Genomic DNA, 21691 nt, shown 5'->3' on the forward strand with positions numbered 1-21691 from the left:
AACGGAGCCATTCCATGAAGGCGTTCACTAAACATAATCCTTCATTCCAAATTCTGATTGCCACTCTTCAGTACTGTAAGGGTTCTAGATGATAAGCGATTGCTCATTACACGGAATTGAAGTACTGGAGCGGGCTCAAAAAAAGGCTGTCTTGCTTAAAGCAAGACAGCCTTTCTGTATCTATACATATTGGAGGATACGCGTGAGTTCATGATCTCCTTTATAAGAATTCATTAAATTGGATTTTTCTTCCAATAAACGCCTTTCGCTGCCTTGGAAAACCGGCTTACCTGAAGCAAACACCATATATTCATCACTTAATTGTTTTAACTCGTACCAATCATGGCTAATATAGAGAAGCGTTCTACCTTCCTGATGAAGTTTTCGAAGCCAGCCAATAATATCTTCTTTCGCTGCTAGGTCCACACCAGCTGTTGGTTCATCCAATAAACAAATAGAAGGGTTCTTTAACATTCCAACACAAATGTTTACCTTCCGCTTCCATCCCCCAGAAAGACGGTCGATCCTCTGATCCCAAACTTCGTTCAGCCGTAGTGTTTGAATCATTTCATTTAAGAACGCTTCGTCCACTTCGACAGGCTCGATTTTTCTCCAAAATGATAACTGCTCCTTAACGGTCAGTTCTTCATAAAGGGCAATCTCTTGTGGAACGTACCCAATTTCAGCCCGAACACGACGGATAGCCTTTTCATAAGATTCACCAAAAAAAGATACCGTTCCATTTGATGGTCTTTCTAATGAAGCAACTAATTTCAAAAATGTAGATTTTCCTGCGCCATTTGGTCCAATAATGCCTACAGCACTCCCTTCTTTGACGGTGAGGGAAAATGGGTTGAGGACACTTTTTCTCTTATATCGTTTCGATACATCATGGAATTGAATCACATTCTTCTCCTCCTTTCGTTATGGCTTATGAATTAACCAGCTATGTGGCCAAGCTAAAGTCCACCCAAGGTCCGCAATAGTCAGTGTAAAAGATCCTACCGCTAGTGCTATAAAGAGTATAATCGTCCACCTTTTCCGTCCTAGTCCCAAGAACAAGAACCACGTAATGACAAGAGTCGTTACCAACACAGCCATAGCCCATCCGCTCCATTCTGCATTGACAGGAACCGACGTAGAGGAAAGGAAGAATAACGCAATCGCTGCAGGAAGGAAGGTTCCAATACCTAATACAATCATGACCAGAAAATGTCCTGCAAAATAAGAATAAGTAGTATATTGTGTAATCCTAATGCGCTGCAATCTTCCCGCTTCTTCGTCTCTGATTAAGGTTCTCAAGAATAAAATGGCTACAAGCCAAGCATAAAGGAAGTACAGCGCTACTGTGACCATTTGCCAGGAAGCAAGGGGAACTGGTCCTTGAGCTACATCCTCAGACGATCCCTTCTTGAAATCCATCTGAAACAAAGGTTCAGGCTCCCAAAATTGATCAGCATATTGAAACCCTTTTTCAAACGAAACAGAAGAGCTTTGTTCAAGTGTGTTCCCTGCTTTGGCATTTAACGAAATTCTCATTAATTCTGCCCCAATGGCTTCTTTCGCAAAGACATCAAGTGTTGATTCATTAGATCGAACCCAGGTAATGGTTTCTTCGACCTCTCCATTTTGAAGCGTATCTTGAAATCCTTTTTTTATAATAAACGCAGCCTCAACTTGCCCTTTTTGCACACTTTCCACTGCCTCAGGGGAACTCATGGATAAGACGTGTAGTCGCTCGGCTTCCCTTACTCGACGCACTACAGTTGTAGAATAAGAACTTTCATCCTCATCCACAATCGCCACTGGAACGGCCGTTTCTTCAGCCGCTTTTTGAAAGAATGGATAAGATAAAATCGTCACTAGTATTGGGAATAAGAGTATAAAAAGCGCGAGGCCAGGGCGCTTCTTCCATTTATTTAGATGTAAAGACAGATACGTAAGCATCGCGCTTCTCCTTCCTATACCCAGCGAATAGTGCTAGAGAGCTGAATGCAATTCCCCATAGGACCAACCCTCTATATGGCATACTTTCACTCTGCTCCACAAATGCCATACGGAACACATCATATGAAAACGCGAATGGAGTTGCCTTTTGATAAAGCCAATCAGGCAAATAAATCTCAGGGACAAAAGCTCCTGCACTAATCAATCCAATAATAGAAATGCTCGCTAAAATAAGTGATCTGACACTGGATTGAATATTCAGTCCATACAGGCAAGCAGCGAATGCAGATAACCATAGCGCTACTAAGAATAGCCCTAAGTGAAGTCCTGCTGAATAGTAAACGGGCAAGTCCATAAATACAATGATCCCCACACCAACCTCTAACATCACGAAAAGGATGAGCCACCATTTAAGTTGTTTAACCATAACTTGATGCATAAAGGTGAGATTTACCATCCTCCACCTCCTACTCATAGAGGTAGAATGGGCGCCACCATCCAAAGCTTGATATAAGATTATGAAGAATACGATAAAGGTTAAGACTATAGCAATGATCGCATGAGTCTTCCACCCCACGCTCGCTCCGCTAATTACCTTATCTTCTTCAAAAGCTTCATTCCGATCTAACGCAAAAAGCGTAAATGTCACGATCGCTTCTTGAAGTTTCTGATTTCGTTCGTTTCCTGGTAATTGTTTAATATGTAAATCATATACCGCGTTTACGGCACTTTGAGATGCAGAGATGTATTTGGCACCACTCTCAAGCAGTACAGTCAACATCGTTGAATCAAGAGGCTTCTCTTGATTTGTCATCACGGTAATCGGTTCATTTTCCCCGACACGAAGACTTTTCGTGAACCCCTTTGGAATCGTCATAATCCCAGCAATGTCCCCACGCTCAAATGCTTCAAGTGCCTCTTTACTTGTCATAGGAGCTAATTGAAGAGCACGCTTCATCCGTTTCTCTTCTGATAATTGATTGACGAGGGATTTCGTTTCAAACGTCTGGTCATGATCCACAATCGCGGCTTGAATCTGTTTCTCTTCATCTTGAAAGAAACTTTGAATGCTTAAGACTGCTATAACAATGATGGCAAGAGGAATAAAAAAGGATAAAAAAAGAGGGGCAGGCCGACGAACGGTTGCCCTCATTTCATATCTCCACAACGAGAACCCATTCATACGGTCTGCCTCCTTTAATACGGTCAGATTTCACAATTTAGAAACCACCTAATCCACCAAAACCACCTAATAGTGAGCCAATGTGTTTTTGGAAGTTAGTCTGGACCTCCTGCCCAATCTGCTGTAATTCCTGATCAGATTGATCCATTACACGTACTGTATTTCCTTCTTTTAACTCAGGGAATGATAGGTCATCCGAGAACGTGATATTCTGTTCAACATTCAGTTCGATCTCAGCCGCCATATCTCCCATCATTGGATCGTTCATACTAAGGTTAAGACCATAATCGACATTGCGATTGAAACTGTCTTCCCCTTCTTCAGTCGTCTTCATATTCACAAATCCTGAAATGCTTGGAACAGGTTGTTGCTCAAACAGATCACCAGATAGTTCAACGTTAAAGTCCGTTTTAGAACCTTCTTCTGTAAGATCAGAATTTAGAACGAGGGTCATATCAAATGACTCAGAAGGCATGTCTGAGTTCACACCAATTGTGTGGTCTATATGCATTCCATCTTTACTCGATTTTCCGTCTTCTTTATAGCTAAGGGTAAACGCACCCTCTTCGTTCTCTGGCATAACCTTCATGTCTACACTGCTCGTATAGCGATCTTCATTCTCTTTACTATAATCACTTGTGATCTCCATAGACACTTTTTCTTCATTTTCTGGTTGAAGAGCCATGTTCCACGTTTGGTGAGCGACTAAATCGTCTTTAAGATACGCTTCAATCGTAATACCACCAGGAATTTTAATAGAATCAACATTTTCAATCGCTTTATTAATATCAGCTTTCATGTCTTCTCCAGATACAGAGTTAACTCCTTGCTGAAGAGCTGCTTGTTGATTAAGGATGTCCCAAATGCGTTCATCTTCTTTTACCTGCTCAAGAACAGCAACAAGCATATCATGTGCTTCTTCTTCACTAATCTCTACTGTTACTTTATCGTATTTCTCTCCTTCATAAGTAGCACCTTCACTAAGAGAGAACTGTTCTTCGTTTAGCTGTTTCCCTAAAGTCATTACATAATCTTGAAGGATTTCTTCTGTTTCTTCAAAAGTCAGTTGCATTTGAGAGTATTCCGCTAGGTTCGGAAGCTCATTAAGACCTTCACTTGATTCGCCCATACGTTCTACAAATGCACCTAGTTCGTCATTACCAAGTGCAAAATACTGATCGTATACAAATGGTGCTTGTACAGCCGCAGTTTCTTCATTTTGGTAAAAACTACCGTTTGCAATGCTATTTCCTTGCATCGTTAAATCAGCACTTGCAAACGTTTCTTTTGATTCTGGGTTAATCTTTGAATTATACTCTATTTTCAGCGTGGAAAGAATTCCTTGGATCATCCCCATTTGAGGAAAAGCTTGTTGAATCTGTTGCCCATCTACTTTAAGATCCATCGTTACATTTCCATCCGTCTCATAAGCTTCTTCTAATTGACGGTCATAAATTTCCTTATTGCTTCCTGTGTACTCTTCCATACGCTCCATCTGGTCTTCCATCGTGTTCTTTTGTGCTTTCATGTACATTGTCATCGGATTTGAATCTTGTAACATTCCGTACGCCGTAGCCCCAAAAGCTCCAATTACGACAATCGTTAAGAGCGTAACAAGCCACTTGTTAACGCCCTTTTTCGCTTGCTGTTGATTGCTCATGTATCTCTCCCTTTCTGTCCTCCTGTGTAAATGGTTAATAGTTGTTCTACGAATATATGAGGAAAAGGTTTCACAGATTCGTAGATAATGTAAAAGCCTTACTCATTATACTATTATGTAAATTACCAGGAAAACACCGTTACAGAAAAAAGAGATAAAATAGGAAAAAAGCCTCTAAAATAGAGACTTTTCTGTTAACGATTATATAATTCTCGGATTTCTTCCATACGCGAACGATTTTTCCCAAGATCTGAATATCCCACTCGTGAAGCCGAGCGAAAATGGACCACTTCCGCCGATTCATCAAGATAAAATTCAACATCATCAGTAAAACGCATGATTTTTGTTTTAAACGTTGCGTGAATGTAATCTTCTCTTTCTTCATCGATCGAAACACGATCATACTCTTCTAGAATGGTTTTTAATTTAGCCTTTGTCTCCTCACGTGTCCCTTTGAAGGGAAGAGGTTCCATTTTCTTCGAAGCATCTTCCGCCTGAGTTGACACACAGTTTGGCGATGATGGGCACGCAGCTAATTTTCCGTCTTGAACTCCTAGTTTAGAATTAGACAAGATCCAACACTCCTTTTTTACTAGCATACCCAAATTCACACACGTTGCCTACTTTCTGATAGGCTATCCTTCTAAATCTATACATACTAAAAAAAGACTTCTTCCAAGGCGTTCCCACTCCCCGCCTTAAAAGAAGTCCTTCTCATCTGTTCTTTTTCGTTCTATGTCCATCTACTTCTACTTATCTTTTCCATTTCCATTACCGTTATTATTGCTATTGCCTTTACCATTTCCTTTACCATTCCCATTATTATTGCTATTGCCGCTACCGTTGTTACTGCTATTGCCTTTGCCGTTATTACTTTGCTTTTTTCCACTCTTACCTTTAGCTTTATGCTTATCTTCTGTTTCCTGGCTATTTAATGAGTGATAGACCTCTAAGACCTGCTTTTTAATACCGTGGGGCAATGTGTTCCAGTTATTATAAGACTGAACTTTTTTCTGTAAACCTGGATTTAGCTCTTGAATGATTTCTTGTTTTTTAGATACAAGATCGGAAGGAAGAGCCACGCTTTTCCCAGGTGGATCTTCCTTTTGCTTACCTTGTTTCGCCCACCCTTTTTCTTTACCAGCAGGATTCACCGGATCTGTAGACGGGGTAGACGGTTCAATTTCATTCTTCGAGTGAGGTTCTGGTTGTTGCTTAGGTTGTTCTTTTTCTTCTTGTTTTTCATCATTTGATGACGGTTCCGGTTCCTTTTTCTGAGTCGATTCTTCTTCAGATGATGAGTCAGGTGCTTCTACTTGAGCCTTATTATAATGGTTATTAAAAGCCTTAACTTCATTCTCGGACATCTGAATCGATGGATCGCTCGTCATATTGCTAGAACGAGAAAATTGAAGCGATTGAGCAAGCATATCGTTCATGGATTTCCCATTACTTTCCGCTTGTTCACGGATAGATTTTGGAACGGCGAACGTCGCAATATTCATCCCCATTACCGAATGATCTTGTAAGTAGTGATCAATCGTTTGAAGAACGTCTCCCTCTTGTCGAACCGTGCTTTCATGACTGACGCCAATCATAACACTCTTTTTCTCGTTTATAAGACCAATCTCTTTGCCTGTTTCTATAACGGTAAATGTAACCTTTTCAACAGCTTTATTCTTCCAGTCCGTGACCTTCTCAACAATTAAGCCAGCATCATCATTGAGAGGCATCATCTCGATGACTTTCATCTTGTCGTTAACCTTCATCTCAATGCTTGGATTCATTTCAATATTGACATAAGCATACGCTCGATTTGAATCAATCCAAGAATAAAGAGGGAGAATCGCAATCAAGAGTGCTGCAACCATAGCGATAAAACGAACATTGGGTTTCATTATATTAGGGAAGAACTGACCAAGTTCCTTACGCTCTGGTAACGGCTCAAATGAAACTTCATCTCCAGGTTGGGAAGACTGAATGGCTTTAGCTTTGTGAAAGGTTCCTTCACTCGTCATTACGATGGTATATCGTCGGTGTTGTTCCATGACAACCCCTTTTTTCACAGGCCCACCCCCTTGATATAATCTTTCAAATATACGTAATCCTCATTCAAAATGATGAAAATGGCTAAAACAAACTTTCGGTTCCGTTCAAGTGTCTTCTTACTAACTTCCACTTCATTAATCAGTTGTTTCATAGGGAGTTTTCGCTTTTCAAGCACAAATTCCCTCATTTCTTCATGATGATAAACTGTACGTGCCACATGAATGGCAGATTCTCGTGCATCACGGTGTTTAGGTGCCACCTCTGTAAGTTCTTGAAATGACAGTTTATACTCTTTCAACTTTTCACTGAAATCTTGTATTTCAGTGCGACGGTACCAGCTTTCTGTTTCAGATTGGTAACGTTCCTTAGCAGCCTTAACCTCTTGAGGGTTTTCCATTTGCTCATCATCTTCGTACTCTTGGTCCAAAGAGGCTACCACAGGATTGTTACGATCATAACGAATATAGTCAATGACTTTACGCTTAACTACCAGCTTAGCAAAGGAAAGAAATGAACTTCCTTTATCAGCTGAGTAAGAATGCATCGCTTCATTAAAAGCCATTAAACCAATACTAAATTCATCATCTTTTGTAGGATCTATATATCTTTTACATACTTCTGATACACTTTTGGCGATAAAAGGTTGATATTTTTTAATAAGATGGTTTTGAAGCTCTTCATCACCTTCTTGAACAAGTGCTACTTGCTCTTCTAGTGACCCATCCTTTTCCTTTTTCCACAGACGTCTGATCAACCCTGGTCACCTCCAGCTATTATAAATTTCGCTTTGGTCGATCTTTTTTTGGGTGTTTTCGAGATCTTTTTTTGCAGTTTTGTTACAAAAACATTTCACTCAGTGTCATATTAAAGCCATGAATTTCCTATCATGACGCGGGTTTAGCCTTAATCAATATGGGTATCATACAACATATTTCTACCTATATCTACAGTAGATTCTAACCATATTCTCTGATCCCTACAGCCAGAGGGCACCTGAACGATTAGGATAAAAGTAGACTATTTTCCTTTATTACACATAAAACGAGCAATGAAATGATGGTGGGAAGGGGGAGAGGAGTAGAGTGGGACCGTTACGTTTATTGAGTGATAGGGGGGCTGGGGAACGACTCGCTTTCCGCAGGCGAGCTGTCGAGCCTCCTCACTCACTACGTTCGCTCCGGGGTCTCGTCGACCTCTTTCTCCTGCAGGAGTCTCCCCGTTCCCCAGCCCCCCTTACCAAAAGTGGTAGAACGGCCCCATAAAACTCGCTCGTGGCAGGGATATTCATCCCCCCCCTTATATAGCATGCTTCCGTTCTTCTATATATGGCAAAGGTGGTTCGGGAAATTGCGAGACTCCTGCGGCAGTAGGAGCCAGTCTAGTTCTGGCGTGGAGGACCTAGCGTGATAAGTCATCTTTTTTCCAAAGGCTTATCGCCTTTTCCAAAAAGCTGTCTTATCCGTACGGCCCTAGGCACCACGCCTGCACATTCCATCTAGGGGAGACCCCGCAGAGAGCGGTAGCGAACGAGGAGGCTCCCCCGCTCGCCGCGGAAAGCGAGTGATTTCCCGAACCACCTTATCCTCATTCTAAGCAAACGGAAGCATTCTCTCAGCTTCGAGTCCTACGCATAAGGAGCTTATATGGAAAACAATAAAAACCCTCTAAGTTTTATAAAGACTTAGAGGGTTTTCACTTATTGCCAGTATTTTGGTTTTTGGAATGCTTGGTAGATCTTCTCTTCATCGTCACGTGTTACAGGTTGTTCTGGGTCGTATTCTGGTGCATCTTGAATTCGCTTATAATCGAGGTCCACAGGGATGCTTTTCTTTCCCCAGTCTATGGTTTCCATCCAATCTGGTGAAAGCAGAATTCGTTTTCCGCCTAGCTTCTCAACGGTTTTGACTACAACATAGCGAATTCCCCATGACTGGTCTTCTATGATGAAGTCTTCGATAAAGCCAGCTCTTCCATCAACAGCTTCTATTTGATATCCTGCTTCATCACCTTTTATTTCATTCATACTTCTAAGGTGGTGATTGGGTTCTTCATTAAATTCATTTTCAGTTACGGTCGGTGTTTCTTGGGACAAGTCAGGTCCTACCATTTCCGGCGCTCCAGTTGTTCCCCATAAGGAGTCACCTTTCCAGTACGGAAACCAACCGTAATAATTTGCCATTTCTTGTTCTTTTTGTAGAGACACTGGTGCTTCTTCTTCTATTGTAGGAGCGTTACGTATCGATTCTTTATCATTGTCCATATAAACAAGCTGATCTCCCATGTTGATTTCCTTAATGCCTGTAGGGGATAAGACAACTTTTCTTCCTGGTAGCCATTTTCGTGTATCGACGACCACATAGCGAAGTGCCCATTTCTTATCGTCGAAGTACAGATCCTTAATTTTCCCAAGTTCTCCGTCACTAGCATCCAAGCGAAATTTCTCTAGTAAATTTCCTTTTAATAACAACGTTTGTCACCTCTCTAGTAGTATCGACTTTCTACTATCTATGTACCACTAGAGGACAAAACTCAAACGATTCAGTCTTCTTTGGAAGGAAGGGAAATGGGTTCATCTATATTCTGTATCTTTTCATGGAAATACGTAATGGGCACAGCCAATCCAACTTTCCCGTGCAAGTCATCCTTAATCGTTGCAAAGACTACAGCAATGACATTTCCATCCTCTGTGATCACAGGACTCCCACTGTTCCCGTGATAGATAGGGGCTTCAAGCATGAGAACTTGCCGTTCCCAATCACTTAAGTCTCGATAGCCAATAACCTCTCCTTCATTCGCGATGCCATTAAAACGCAGTGGATTTCCGATAAAAAACACATGCTCCCGTTCTTCAAATGTCGTTTCAGCAGCAAGGGGAAGGTAAGGCAATGACTCACCATCATTCGGCTCTACCTTCAATAAGGCAAGGTCTACGTCCTCAAAGGTCTGAACCACTTCACCTCCATACAGTCCCTCATCTTCAAATGCGACTGTAATAGGCATCTCATTATCGATCACATGTTCATTCGTAATGACATATCCATCTTCAGAGATTGAAAATCCTGTCCCCTTAGATTGACCGGACTCAATAACAACAACGGATTTCTGGTACCGATCAATATCAGGGTTTGTCATAAGTTCAGCTGACTTCACAAGGAAATCAACAGCTGGAAGAGAGAACGTTCGCGGCAGAATACCGACAATATTAATGGCCATCATTATAGCAATAAGCCAAAACGCCCACTTTGGAAAAGGTCGCTTTGGTTTCTCTTCTTCTTCCTCCTGCTTCTCCCTTTGCTTCGCCCGTTCTTCATCTAATATCTCTTTCATTTCCTCATCATCAATTTCTTCATATAAATCGGCATCTATAATATCAGCCGCATTATCTTTATTCTTGTAATCCTCGTTCATAATCGACCCCCTTTAACGAACTAAAGGGTGCCAGACACCATGCGTTACTGTACTGCGTTAAAGTGTGTGTGTGTCTGTTCCCTAAAAAAAGAAGTAGACGCTTTGGCGCCTACTTCTTATTATGCTACGAAATGATTGCTTGTTCCAGTCTGCCTTGTTGCATTTGATACATTTGTTGATAAATTCCGTTATGTTGAAGCAACGTTTCGTGATCTCCTTGCTCAACAATACGGCCATGATCAAGCACAAGAATCTGGTCTGCTTGTTGAATCGTAGACAGGCGATGAGCGATTACTAGTGTCGTTCGCCCTTTCTTTAACACTTGCAAAGCGTTTTGAATCATTCTTTCTGTTTCTGTATCAATATTAGCCGTAGCTTCATCCAAAATAAGGATCGCTGGATCATAAGCCAAGGCTCTTGCAAAAGAAATAAGCTGACGCTCCCCGGCAGAGAGTGTACTTCCCTTCTCTTTCACCGGCTCATCGTATTGGTGAGGTAACTTTTCAATAAACGTGTCTGCCCCTACCGCTTTTAAAGCTTCAATTGCTTTTTCCCTGGATATAGCAGGATCGCCCATTGTCACATTCGATAAAAGGGTCCCTGTAAACAGAAAGGGATCTTGTAACACGATGCCCATATGACTACGTACTTGCTGTCTGGATAATTGTCTTGTTTCCATGCCATCAATTGTAATGGAACCTTTTTGTGGATCGTAAAAACGGAATAAAAGATTCATAATAGAACTCTTTCCAGATCCCGTATGCCCGACAAATGCTACGGTTTCTCCTGAGTTTGCACGAAAGTTAATATTCTTCAGGACATAATCTTCCGCTTCATAAGCAAAACTGACGTCCTTAAACGCAATATTCCCTTTATAGCGTTCAATCGGAGCAGATTGAACGACTTCTCCATCGTGGTCCATTAATTCAAACACTCTCGTCGCAGCCACTCGAGCCTGCTCAAGCTGAGCTAGTTGATTGACCACGTCAATAACAGGCTGAAACAAACGATTGAGATAATCCACAAACGCATATAACACACCTGCTGTCACAATCGAACCAACACCAAGCGAAGCTCCACCAAAATACCAAATAAACGCTACAAAAGCGAGATTTCGTAGAACATTAACCAGGTTAAAAGACGTTAACGAATTTAACTTCAACAACTTCTTTTGATACGTGTAGTGCTTCTCATTCATTCGTTCAAACTCTTCTGTTACTTGCTTTTGGCGACGGAATGCTTGAATGATTGGCATCCCTTGAATCGCTTCATTAATATTACCGTTTAGATCACTGATCGTTGAACGAATGACTTGGTTGTACTTTCCCGCATACGTCTTATACAGCTTCATCCAAATAAACATGATCGGGATCAACAGTAAACAAAGAGAAGCGAGTTTCGGGTCTAATAGAAATAGTGCAATGTAAATTCCCGTCATATAAATAGCGCTAGTTACAAACGTAGCCAGAACCTTTACATAAAGTTCACGAATAGCCTCTGTATCATTCGTCACACGAGCCACGATTTTCCCTGCAGGCCGATTAATAAAGTAATCAATCGGAACGCGCTGGATATGTGCAAAGATATCATTTCGCATCCGCTTAATAATTTGATTGGATGAGATTTGAAGCAAGTACGTCTGCCCATATTGAAATACAGCTGCAATCATCAATAGTCCAACATACAACACAAGAAGCCAGGTAATCGCTTGTGTCTCAGGCTTGAAGAAGCCGTACAGTTCTCCACGACTCATTTTAGTAGCCTCAGCCGTTACGGTATCATCACTTGTCGAAATCGTGATTGTACCTTGTTCAACAGACTTTTTCCCCGAAGTTGGAACATCAGATGGTATGAAATAATATGACTTTCCTACTTGCAGGATCGTAGCCACCTCTCCTGTCTCATCGCCTGATTTCAGACGATCTTCCCTCTTATAGAGTTCACCCTGATAAGGAACAACATGGCGGTCGTTATCCTCTTCAACTTGAATCCAGTTTGCCTCGATTCCTAATATGTGTTCATCTATTAAACGCTTGGCAATAAAAGGACCCGTTAATTCAAGCGCAACCGCTATGGCCAGGCACAAAAGTCCAATTAAAATCGTCTTTTTACTGGTTAGCGCGTATTGAAACAACCGCTTCTCTGTCGAAGGCTTCACTGATCATCCACCTCCTCTTGATTCATCTGCTGTTTCGTAAACTGATCTTTATACCAGCCACCTTGCTTCATAAGTTCTTCATGAGTACCACGCTCTGAAATACACCCATCTTCAAGAACAATAATTTCATCAGCATGTTGTACGCCAGACAAGCGATGCGCCGCTATAAATGTCGTCTTATCCTTTCGCTCTTCTTTTAGATGTTGAATAATGTTCGCTTCTGTTTTACCATCAACAGCCGACATAGAATCATCTAAAAGGAGAATCTCAGGATCCATAATCAAAGCTCTCGCTAAGGACACACGCTGTTTTTGCCCTCCGGATAAGGTAACCCCACTCTCACCGACCTTTGTATCGAGTCCATTAGGAAGGTTATCGATATCTTTCTTTAAATAGGCCAGCTCCAGAATTCGCTCAATTTCCTCATCCGTTGCATTGTCTTGACCAAATTGAATATTCTCCCGTACCGTTTTGGAGAAAAGGATCTGATCCTGAGGAACATACCCAATCCAACCTCTTGAAGCTTCAAGGGATATTTCTTCAAGTGGTGTGCCAGCTACAGTTAAACGTCCTTCCATCCCAGAATAATCACGCAATAACTGACGGAAAAGTGTCGTTTTCCCAGCACCTGTTTTGCCAACAACTCCAATGGTAGAACCACGCTTCACCGTTAAATTTATATCTTGTAATTGATCCCGATCTGTGTCCGGATAACGAAACGTAACATGATCGAAATGGACAACGGATGGCATCGGTACATGTTTAGGATGTGCCGGGTCTTTCACATCAGCTTCATACCCAAGAGTGTCATTAACACGGTCTAGGGAGGCATTTCCCCGTTGCATTACATTAATTAATTCTCCCACAGCAAACATTGGCCAGATCAACATCCCAAGGTAAACGTTAAATGAAACCAGTTGGCCAAGCGTAATATCATTTACAAATACAAGGTTAGCCCCATATCCTAGACCAATCGTATAAGAAAGTCCTACAAGAATTTTAATCGTAGGTTCAAACATCGCATCAATCTTAGCAACTTCAACATTCTTTTCGTAAACATCGTGCGTCATATTCTGAAACCGTTCTTCATCCTCCTTTTCCTGAACGAAGGCACGGATCACCCGCACACCTCTAACGGACTCTAATACGTTGTCGTTCATATCCCCAAATGCATCTTGGGCCTTCGTGAACCGTTCGTGAATCGTCTTGCCGTATCGATTCATCATTAAAGCCATAATGGGTAGCGGAATAAGAGCTGCGAGTGTAAGCTTCCAACTAATCGTAAAAATCATTACCCCCACAATCATAACCATGAAAAAAGTTGAATCAACAAGTGTTAATATTCCAAACCCAGCTGTCATGGAGATCGCTTTTAAATCATTCGTAGACCGGGCCATCAAATCACCCGTTCGATATTTGCCGAAAAACGTGGGCGTCATAGCCAGGAAATGTTGCATTAAATTAGAACGTTTCTTCCGCTCTAAAATCATCGCTCCACCAAATAATAAAAAGCCCCAATAATAGGAAACAACATAACTCACCACGAGAATGATTACATACCAAAAAATCAACTCTGTTAATTTCTCTCTCGTTAACGATTCAAACTGAATCCCATCAATAGCAGCTCCGATTAATTTCGGAGGTAAAATATCGATGGCACTCACAAAGACTAATAAAATAATAGCGATTGAATATCTGATCCAATGTTCTTTAAAAAACCAATTTAATTTCCCTAAAACCGAAAACATCTAGTCACCAACTTTCCAATTATTCCTTTGTTAGCCGCCTTCCATCTCCTGCTTTGATCCATACATACGAATGTTTCTTTCCATAATAACGCCTCCTAAAATTTTTTATATAGATGAAGCAGACAAGCTGCTAAACCTCATTAAACACAAAAAAAGCACATACGTTAGGCTCTTAACGTATGTGCTAAAGGCACAAAAAAAGAGGCTACGATCTTGTCGCAACCTCCACACGTCTCAAAATGAACAAAAAGATACCTTAAGACCGGAATCTTTTACGAGAAGGATGAGGTCACGTAATTATTCATATTCATGGCAATCATAATTACAATTTTACGGTTGTTCATTTTGATGTGACCTCCCTTTCATAAATAGTGTTTAAAGTATATAATTTTCAAAATCTTAAGTCAATAACTTTCCACGATTTTCTTTTTTACTATATGAGTTTCTCACAAGTTTATGACAAATCAAATTAAAATTACTGTAAAGGAACGCCCTCGCCAAGGAAGATGACCCCTACTAAAGAAGCGACAATAATGAGTACAAATACAATAGACAAAGATCTGGACACGTTAGCTCTCTGCACTTCTTTCCAACGCACAGGTCGAATACCTGCTAAAGAGAAAACAATAACTGCTGACAGTAATATACACATAATATTGACCGTTACAAGCAGGAAGGAGCCATACGCCTCTCCCCATAATCCTTTTCCGATTGACATACCGAGCGCAACATTAGGTGGTAATAAGGCAACTGCGACCATCACTCCAACTAAGTTTCCCGCTTTTCGGTTCAAGGTAGCAATGGCACCTGCTCCCCCAGCTGCGAGGGCTAAGAAGAAATCAGATCCTGTCACTCCCGTCCTAGAAGTATATTGGGAGGACTCGCCACTCATATGAAAGATAAAATTGAAAAGAATGGCCATTACTACCACAATCGCTACTCCTACAAAAGAAGTTAAAGCTGCCTTCCCAAGCAATTTGTAATCTCCTAGAATAGCAGCGAAAGCAGTTGCAATAACCGGACCAATTAAGGGCGCAATTACCATCGACCCAATTACTACAGCATCACTGTCTTTAATGAACCCCATCGAACCCACTACGGCAGAGAAAAAGATCATCAGGGAATAATTCAAGGTTGTGACACTATTACGCTCTACAAATGATATAAGTTCTTGTCGGCTTGCTCGAAGAAGAATTTGCTTCTCTTCCTCATCCGCATCTTCTTGAGTTGTCTCTTCCTTACTCTCACTATTTAACGTTTCCCGTGATAGATACGTGCGAACCGGAATGAGCATCGTTTCAAATCCGTCTACAACATTGGAAACACTCTCTAAATAATTTAAAATCTCTTCCACTTCATCCGAGTCTACTAGGATGCGAATAAGCATCCTCTCTTCTGACTCACTCGACACCCAATAAGAAGTATGAGGCTGTTCTTGTAATTTTTCATTGACCTTTTCGAAATGTTTATCGGGAACATACGCTTCAATTAATTGCAGGCTCATCGCGACCTCGCCCTTTTCTTCTAGATTCATTTTCGTTTTATTAGTATCGGAGAAAATGAACATTCCTATGTACTTTTGGTGCAAAATCCTACAACGCACCTCTTTTGAATCACATAATAATCTTTTTTCTTTGCACCTTATAAATTATGGAATTCTCCTTATACTAACAAAAAATGCTCGATAAAAAGGAGGATCGAAATGCGACGTTCTGTTCAGAAAAAGAAAAAACCAAGTGATCTATTTCCCTGTACCATTGAAGAGTTAAAGAAACAATTATCCACCATGCTACAGGATAGTCCGGACTTGAATTTCTCTACTTATACGCTAGGCCAGAAACGGGTTATCGTATTCTACTTTACGTACCAGATTAACAAAGAACAGCTACACAGAAGCATATTAGATACACTCCTGGCCTCACAAGATAAAACATGGGATGCTAAGATGATCCAAAACGAAGTCCCTCTCGCTTCTAGCACCTTACATGACAAGCTTGTATCTGTAGCAAAAGAACTCATACAAGGCGGTGTTGGAATTTATGTAGAGGAAGACGATCAACCGATTACGTATTATATCCCTGAACAAGCTAGGCGCGCAGTTTCACGTGCAGAAAATGAATCACTTGTCCTCGGTCCACAAATTGCTTTTACAGAATCTATGGTGACGAACTTAAATATCATTAGATGGAGATTAGACACCCCTGAATTCAAGACAGAGAAGTTAATTATTGGGAAAGAAATCCCTACTGAAGTTCGCATTGCATACTTAACAAACATTGCCAACGAAGATTTAATTAACACCGTACGCCAGCGACTCGAAGACTTAGATGTAAATGACGTGATGGACAGTAATGTGGTGGCGCAATTGATTGAGGATCGATCAACAAGCATCTTTCCCCAGCTATTAACGACAGAACTTCCAGATCGATTTTGCAATTCTTTAATCAATGGAAAAGTCGGGATTATGGTAGATAAAAGTCCCACGGTTCTCATTACGCCCGCAACTTTATTTAGTTTTTTAGAGTCTACTGAAGATATTTATTTTAGATGGAATATTGGGACATTCCTTCGAATAATGCGTTTAGCCGCAATGTTCCTGTCGATCTTATTAACTCCTATTTATGTAGCCGCCCTATCGTTTCACGTGGAAGTCATCCCTTCTTCCCTTCTTGTGTCACTGGGACAATCAAGGGCAAACGTGCCATTTCCACCTGTCTTTGAAGCATTGCTTCTAGAATTGTTAATCGAGTTACTCCGTGAGGCTGGAGCTCGGTTACCAACTAAAGTTGGTCAGACAATGGGTATTGTGGGAGGTATTGTATTGGGTCAGGCTGCAGTTAAAGCAGGATTTACGAGTAATATCTTAATCATCATAGTAGCATTAAGCGCATTGGCTTCCTTTACAGCGCCAAGTTATATGATGGGAGGAGCGATACGAGTCATTCGGTTTCCAATGATCGTCCTATCTGGATTGTGGGGGCTCTTAGGAATCTTCCTTGGCTTATCCTTCTTAATTATTCATTTACTCAAGGTGTCTTCACTCGGCACACCTTACTTATCTCCACTCTATCCATTCCATTTTGCAGATCTCGATAATTCGATTATACGTCTGCCATGGTCACGAGCGAACAGACGACCGACAGTAAATGAAACGAAAAAACCTGTGAAATTCTCTCAAAAAGAAGCTAAAAAGAAAAGAGATATCGATGAGTAGGGATGCATTATGAAAATACAACTTCAAGTACCAGTAGGAATACAAATTCAGGCGTTCTACGTTTTTTTCCTTATCCACACTACTCAAGTCGGGACAGGGATTATGGGGATATCCACACATATATACAGTACAGCCAAACAAGATGCGTGGATTTCCATTCTAGTAGCAGGCGTTTGGATGAGCATCAGTGTATTTTGTATGGGGAAGATCTTACAACAATATGAGAGCGCTGATTTGCCTGGAATTCAAGTAGATATCTTTGGGAAATTCGTTGGCAAATTTCTAGGAACCATTTTAGCACTATACTTCTTCGGTCTTCTGATTTCCGTTTTACTTAATTACATTGAAGTCATTCAGGTATTTTTGTTTCCAACCGTCCCTACATGGCTAGTGTGTTTATTCTTGCTATCACTCGTGGTTTATGCCGTTCTAGGTGGAGTGAGAGTAATCGTTGGGGTTTCGTTTTTGTTCTTTGTTGGAACGGTGTGGCTTTTAATCGTATTATACAAGCCTATTTCGCTTATGGAATGGAATCACTTCCTCCCAGTTATGGGAAATTCTTATTCAGACATTGCAAGCGGGGCATTTAAGACCACATACTCTCTAGTTGGGTTTGAAGTATTATTGTTTATCTATCCATACATTCAGAATAAACGAAAAGCTCATTCAGCTGCTCAACTAGCTGCATTGGGGACTACGCTTCTCACCTTAGCCGTTGTTGTTATAACAATTGGTTACTTTAGTGGCCCTCAGTTGGAACGCTTGATTTGGCCCACTCTTTCCATGTTTAAAATCATTCAATTCTCTTTTGCAGAAAGATTTGACATTATCGCTGTAGGATTGTGGATGATGATTGTTTTACCGAATATGATAACGGCTATGTGGTTATGCACACATACATTTAAAAGAGTATATGGTTTGAGACAGAAACAAGTTCTATACGTAGCCGCCATATTACTTTTCTTTGGGACGATTGTATTCCAAGACCGTCTGCAAATTAACTATTTCACGGATAAGCTAGCAACGGTTGGCTTTTATATCGCCTTTGTCTATCCAATCGTTCTCTGGCCTATTGTTTTACTTAAGAACTATATCCGAAGAAAGCGAGGAACTTCACAATGAGAAAGGTGATTTGTATTCTTTGTGCCCTTGTTCTTCTTACGGGATGCGTTGAAAGAAAGTATATTGAACGACTTGGGATCATTACGGTAATTGGGTACGATTTATTAGAGGAAGGATTCTTGGAAGGGACACTGATTTTCTTCCAATTTGATCCGAATGCGAATAGTGTCTCACAAATTATTACGAGTCGCGCTAACTCAGCTAAGGGTATACGCCAAGACGCGAACTTAAAGTCGAGTAAGCAGCTTGTTTCAGGACAACTCCGGCTGGCTGTCTTTGGATCAAAGCTTGCTGAAAAAGGAGTTATGAGAGTAACCGATACCCTTGCACGTGATGCGGCTGTTTCCGACTTGTTATACATGACCATTGCAGAGGAAGACGCAAAAGCGATCCTTTCATCTAATAAAATGGAAGATGCAGCTGATATCGGGAACTACCTAAATAGTATGATTCGGAAAAACATTCGAAACGAAGTTCTCCCATATAGTACTCTTCATCAATTCCAACACGATTATTATGATTTAGGACGGGACCCCATACTGCCTATGCTTAATTTAGAGGACGGCAAGCCTGTACTACGTCACTTAGCACTTATGCAAGATGATCGTCTCGTTGGTAAACTTCCGGTAAAAAAAGGGTTCTATCTGAAGTTAATTGAGTCACGTTTTGAAGCAGGTCATTTAGAGGTTGGCTTACCTCGAGAGAAATTTAAAGAGTACTTCAAATCCGATCGAAATCACGAAGACATTGACCAGATGTTTGTAACATTTGATGAGATTAAAAGTAAAAGTAAGCTAGAGCTCATCTCACCTGAATCTCTAGAGTTTAGAGTAAACATTACACTTGAAGGGCGGATCTTAGAAATTTCAGATGACTTAAAAATTCAAGATCCTAAGGTTGTCAAATTGTTAGAAGAAGAATTCGCTTCTTTAATTGAGAAAGAAATTGAAAGTGTAGTAGAGGTGTTCAAAGAGAATCAAGTAGATCCTATTGGCTTTGGCCAACTATACAATTCCAAACGTCCTTTAAAAGAAAAAGGAGAATGGAGAGAGATGATTCCAGACATAAGCGTAGATGCACAAGTAAAGACAAGAATCGTCCGTCACGGAATCATCAAATAAAGAAAAGAGCCACCTTATATAAAAGTGGCTCTTTTCATTAGCTATTATAATCAAACTCATCCGGATGGGCTCCGTTGCGCTCACCTGTATTAAGTTCATCGATTTGTTTCATTTCTTCAGATGTTAATTCAAAGTCAAAGATATCCGCATTTTCTTTTTGGCGATGGGGCTTCGTGGACTTCGGTATGGTGATAATACCATGCTGCACGTCCCATCGTAAGATAATCTGAGCTGGTGTCTTGTCATACTTTTCAGCTAGATTCTGCAATACTTCATCATCAAAATACCTTCCACGAGCAAGTGGAGACCAAGCTTCCACTTTAATATCACGCTGGGTGCAGAAATCTCTAAGTGCAGGCTCAGCTAAACGCGGATGAAGTTCAACTTGATCAACGACCGGTTTAATTACAGCATCTTCAAGGAGATCTTCCAAATGATGCTCTAGAAAGTTACTCACGCCAATCGCTTTCACTTTGCCATCCTTATATAATTTCTCCAACGCTTTCCACGTTTCTTTGTATTTCCCTGGTACAGGCCAATGGATTAAATAAAGATCCAGATATTCGAGACCAAGCTTCTCCATACTTCGTTCAAAAGCAGCTAACGTCTCTTCATACCCTTGCTCATCATTCCAAACTTTCGTCGTGACAAACAACTCTTCACGAGGAACAGACGTCTCCTTAAGTGCTTGCCCAACTCCCTCTTCATTCTTATAGAAAGAAGCCGTATCAATACTACGATAACCAATGTCGATTGCTGAAAGAACAGCCTCTTTTACATCGCTTCCCTCTTCCATTTTATACACACCAAGACCGACTCTTGGCATCTTTACTGCATTGTTTAACGTTGTAGTAGATTGTAAATTCATTGGATTATGTCCCCTTTCCATAAGGTATATTCCCCTATGATCATAACGCTCACACGTAACTATAACAATAAATTTACACTCAATGTTTTCTCATTCACCAAGTACCCATCATGGAAAGCTTCCTCACTTAATAAAAATCGATATCAAAGAACCTATCCGCCATCGGATAGGTTCTACATATACACGATTCTACAATGAACCCTTGACTTTAGTAACTACTTCTTCTGAAACCCATTCAGTCCAAACATCTTCATGTTCTTTCATCCACCAATGAGCCGTTTCTTTAGCATTTGTACCATTTTCCCTCATATACTCCAACGCACTCTGAGTCAACTCATTGCTTGTTTCATACTGTTTAATAAAATCAACCACTTCTGGCGCTAGTTCCGGCATATCTTTATGAACAGCGGTTGTTACTTTCATAGGTGGAATTTCTGTGCCATAATCTTTTTGATATTGCTCTTTATTGTATTCTGGTTCTTCAAGTAAGGTTAAATCGTATATGCTCGTTACCCATGTTGGAGACCAATAATAACCAACCCACGCCTCACCTGATTCATATGCATCTGCAAGCGACGTCGCTAAGGCAGCTCCTGAACCAGGACGGAAATAATTAAAATCTTCAAGTCCATAGGTCTTCACTTTTTCTTCTAAAATGGCATCTACCGCCCAACCTGAAGGAGATCCATAAACCCTCCCCATTTCAGGCTGCTCAGGATCTTGGAAGACTTCTTTATAATCTTTTAAATCCTCAACCGTCTTTAAGTCTGGTGCAATAGGTTCGATCCCCCGTTCTTGATCACCTTCAATTACATATGTAGGTACGTAATAGCCTTGTTCGTTGTCATCAAAGTTTATAGAAGTCTCGATAATATCTCCCTTGTCCTTGGCCTCGTTGTATATTTCTTTGATATTATCTGTCCATAATTCCATATAAACATTAATATCTCCATTCCGTAAGCCTTGGACAGTTGCAGGAGTTGAGCCTGCCGTCACTTCTGTACTGTAACCAAAACCATTCTCTATGATGGTTGCAGCAATTTGATTGTGCACTCGCACACTATCCCACCCCGGGTCGGCAAAGGTGATCGTATTAATGCTTGAATCACTCTCAGATTGCGTCTCACCACTACAAGCGGATAAAACAATTACTAAAAGTGTCATCAATAATAATGTGAATGTATTCCTCATATCACTTCTCCTCAACAAGGTA

17 protein-coding genes are annotated in these 21691 nt (G+C 40.8%); 3 read left to right on the forward strand and 14 right to left on the reverse strand.

From position 1 onward, the window contains the following. Positions 1–180: 180 nt before the first annotated feature. The 12 genes from IEW76_RS12100 to IEW76_RS12155 all read right to left on the reverse strand — a co-directional run bounded on the left by IEW76_RS12100 (position 181) and on the right by IEW76_RS12155 (position 15657). A complete protein-coding gene (locus tag IEW76_RS12100; protein ID WP_188654189.1) occupies positions 181–906 on the reverse strand; it encodes an ABC transporter ATP-binding protein in 726 nt (241 codons plus the stop codon). 18 nt (positions 907–924) lie between these two features. Continuing rightward, positions 925–1947: an ABC transporter permease gene (locus IEW76_RS12105; protein WP_188654191.1), complete on the reverse strand. Its 1023-nt coding sequence runs from the start codon at positions 1945–1947 to the stop codon at positions 925–927. Beyond that, positions 1916–3130 (reverse strand): ABC transporter permease, encoded by a 1215-nt coding sequence (locus tag IEW76_RS12110; protein WP_188654193.1) that lies wholly within the window; start codon positions 3128–3130, stop codon positions 1916–1918. Before IEW76_RS12110 ends, IEW76_RS12105 begins: the two co-directional genes overlap by 32 nt. A 37-nt stretch (positions 3131–3167) precedes the next feature. Next, positions 3168–4790, reverse strand: a complete 1623-nt coding sequence (locus tag IEW76_RS12115) for a DUF6583 family protein (protein WP_188654195.1) — start codon at positions 4788–4790, stop codon at positions 3168–3170. 194 nt (positions 4791–4984) lie between these two features. Then, on the reverse strand, positions 4985–5362 hold the full coding sequence (locus IEW76_RS12120; protein ID WP_229721224.1) for a DUF1499 domain-containing protein: 378 nt from the start codon (positions 5360–5362) through the stop codon (positions 4985–4987). 177 nt (positions 5363–5539) lie between these two features. Next, the gene (locus IEW76_RS12125) at positions 5540–6856 is read right to left on the reverse strand and encodes an anti-sigma-I factor RsgI family protein (RefSeq protein ID WP_188654197.1); all 1317 of its coding nucleotides are present in this window, start codon (positions 6854–6856) and stop codon (positions 5540–5542) included. Continuing rightward, on the reverse strand, positions 6853–7593 hold the full coding sequence (sigI, locus tag IEW76_RS12130) for an RNA polymerase sigma factor SigI (RefSeq protein WP_188654199.1): 741 nt from the start codon (positions 7591–7593) through the stop codon (positions 6853–6855). Before sigI ends, IEW76_RS12125 begins: the two co-directional genes overlap by 4 nt. 942 nt (positions 7594–8535) lie before the next feature. Then, positions 8536–9306 (reverse strand): PRC-barrel domain-containing protein, encoded by a 771-nt coding sequence (locus IEW76_RS12135; protein WP_188654201.1) that lies wholly within the window; start codon positions 9304–9306, stop codon positions 8536–8538. A gap of 71 nt (positions 9307–9377) precedes the next feature. Next, on the reverse strand, positions 9378–10247 hold the full coding sequence (locus tag IEW76_RS12140) for a S1 family peptidase (protein WP_188654203.1): 870 nt from the start codon (positions 10245–10247) through the stop codon (positions 9378–9380). Positions 10248–10371: 124 nt separating this feature from the next. Next, a complete protein-coding gene (locus IEW76_RS12145) occupies positions 10372–12405 on the reverse strand; it encodes an ABC transporter ATP-binding protein (RefSeq protein WP_188654205.1) in 2034 nt (677 codons plus the stop codon). Beyond that, positions 12402–14153 (reverse strand): ABC transporter ATP-binding protein, encoded by a 1752-nt coding sequence (locus tag IEW76_RS12150; protein WP_188654206.1) that lies wholly within the window; start codon positions 14151–14153, stop codon positions 12402–12404. The genes IEW76_RS12145 and IEW76_RS12150 overlap by 4 nt, the downstream gene beginning before the upstream one ends. A gap of 475 nt (positions 14154–14628) precedes the next feature. After that, entirely contained in the window at positions 14629–15657 is a 1029-nt protein-coding gene (locus tag IEW76_RS12155; RefSeq protein WP_188654208.1) for a TIGR00341 family protein, read from the reverse strand. 198 nt (positions 15658–15855) lie between these two features. On the opposite strand from IEW76_RS12155, the gene IEW76_RS12160 reads away from it, so the two are divergent. Genes IEW76_RS12160 through IEW76_RS12170 form a run of 3 tightly spaced genes read left to right on the forward strand, consistent with a single transcriptional unit; the run spans position 15856 to position 19610 of the window. Then, complete coding sequence (locus tag IEW76_RS12160; RefSeq protein WP_188654210.1) at positions 15856–17367, forward strand: spore germination protein; 1512 nt, start codon at positions 15856–15858, stop codon at positions 17365–17367. Positions 17368–17376: 9 nt separating this feature from the next. Next, positions 17377–18489, forward strand: coding sequence for a GerAB/ArcD/ProY family transporter (locus IEW76_RS12165; protein ID WP_188654211.1), 1113 nt, complete (start codon positions 17377–17379; stop codon positions 18487–18489). Then, positions 18486–19610 carry a Ger(x)C family spore germination protein gene (locus tag IEW76_RS12170; RefSeq protein WP_188654212.1) on the forward strand — a complete coding sequence of 375 codons (1125 nt, stop codon included), beginning with the start codon at positions 18486–18488 and terminating at the stop codon, positions 19608–19610. The genes IEW76_RS12165 and IEW76_RS12170 overlap by 4 nt, the downstream gene beginning before the upstream one ends. A gap of 37 nt (positions 19611–19647) precedes the next feature. Here the strand turns inward: IEW76_RS12170 and IEW76_RS12175 are convergent, their stop codons facing one another. After that, entirely contained in the window at positions 19648–20478 is an 831-nt protein-coding gene (locus IEW76_RS12175; RefSeq protein ID WP_188654213.1) for an aldo/keto reductase, read from the reverse strand. A gap of 189 nt (positions 20479–20667) precedes the next feature. After that, positions 20668–21669, reverse strand: a complete 1002-nt coding sequence (locus IEW76_RS12180; RefSeq protein ID WP_188654214.1) for an ABC transporter substrate-binding protein — start codon at positions 21667–21669, stop codon at positions 20668–20670. Between the last annotated feature and the right edge of the window lie 22 nt (positions 21670–21691).

The organism is Pontibacillus salipaludis (assembly GCF_014642405.1).
GTDB classification, from domain to species: Bacteria; Bacillota; Bacilli; order Bacillales; family BH030062; genus Pontibacillus; species Pontibacillus salipaludis.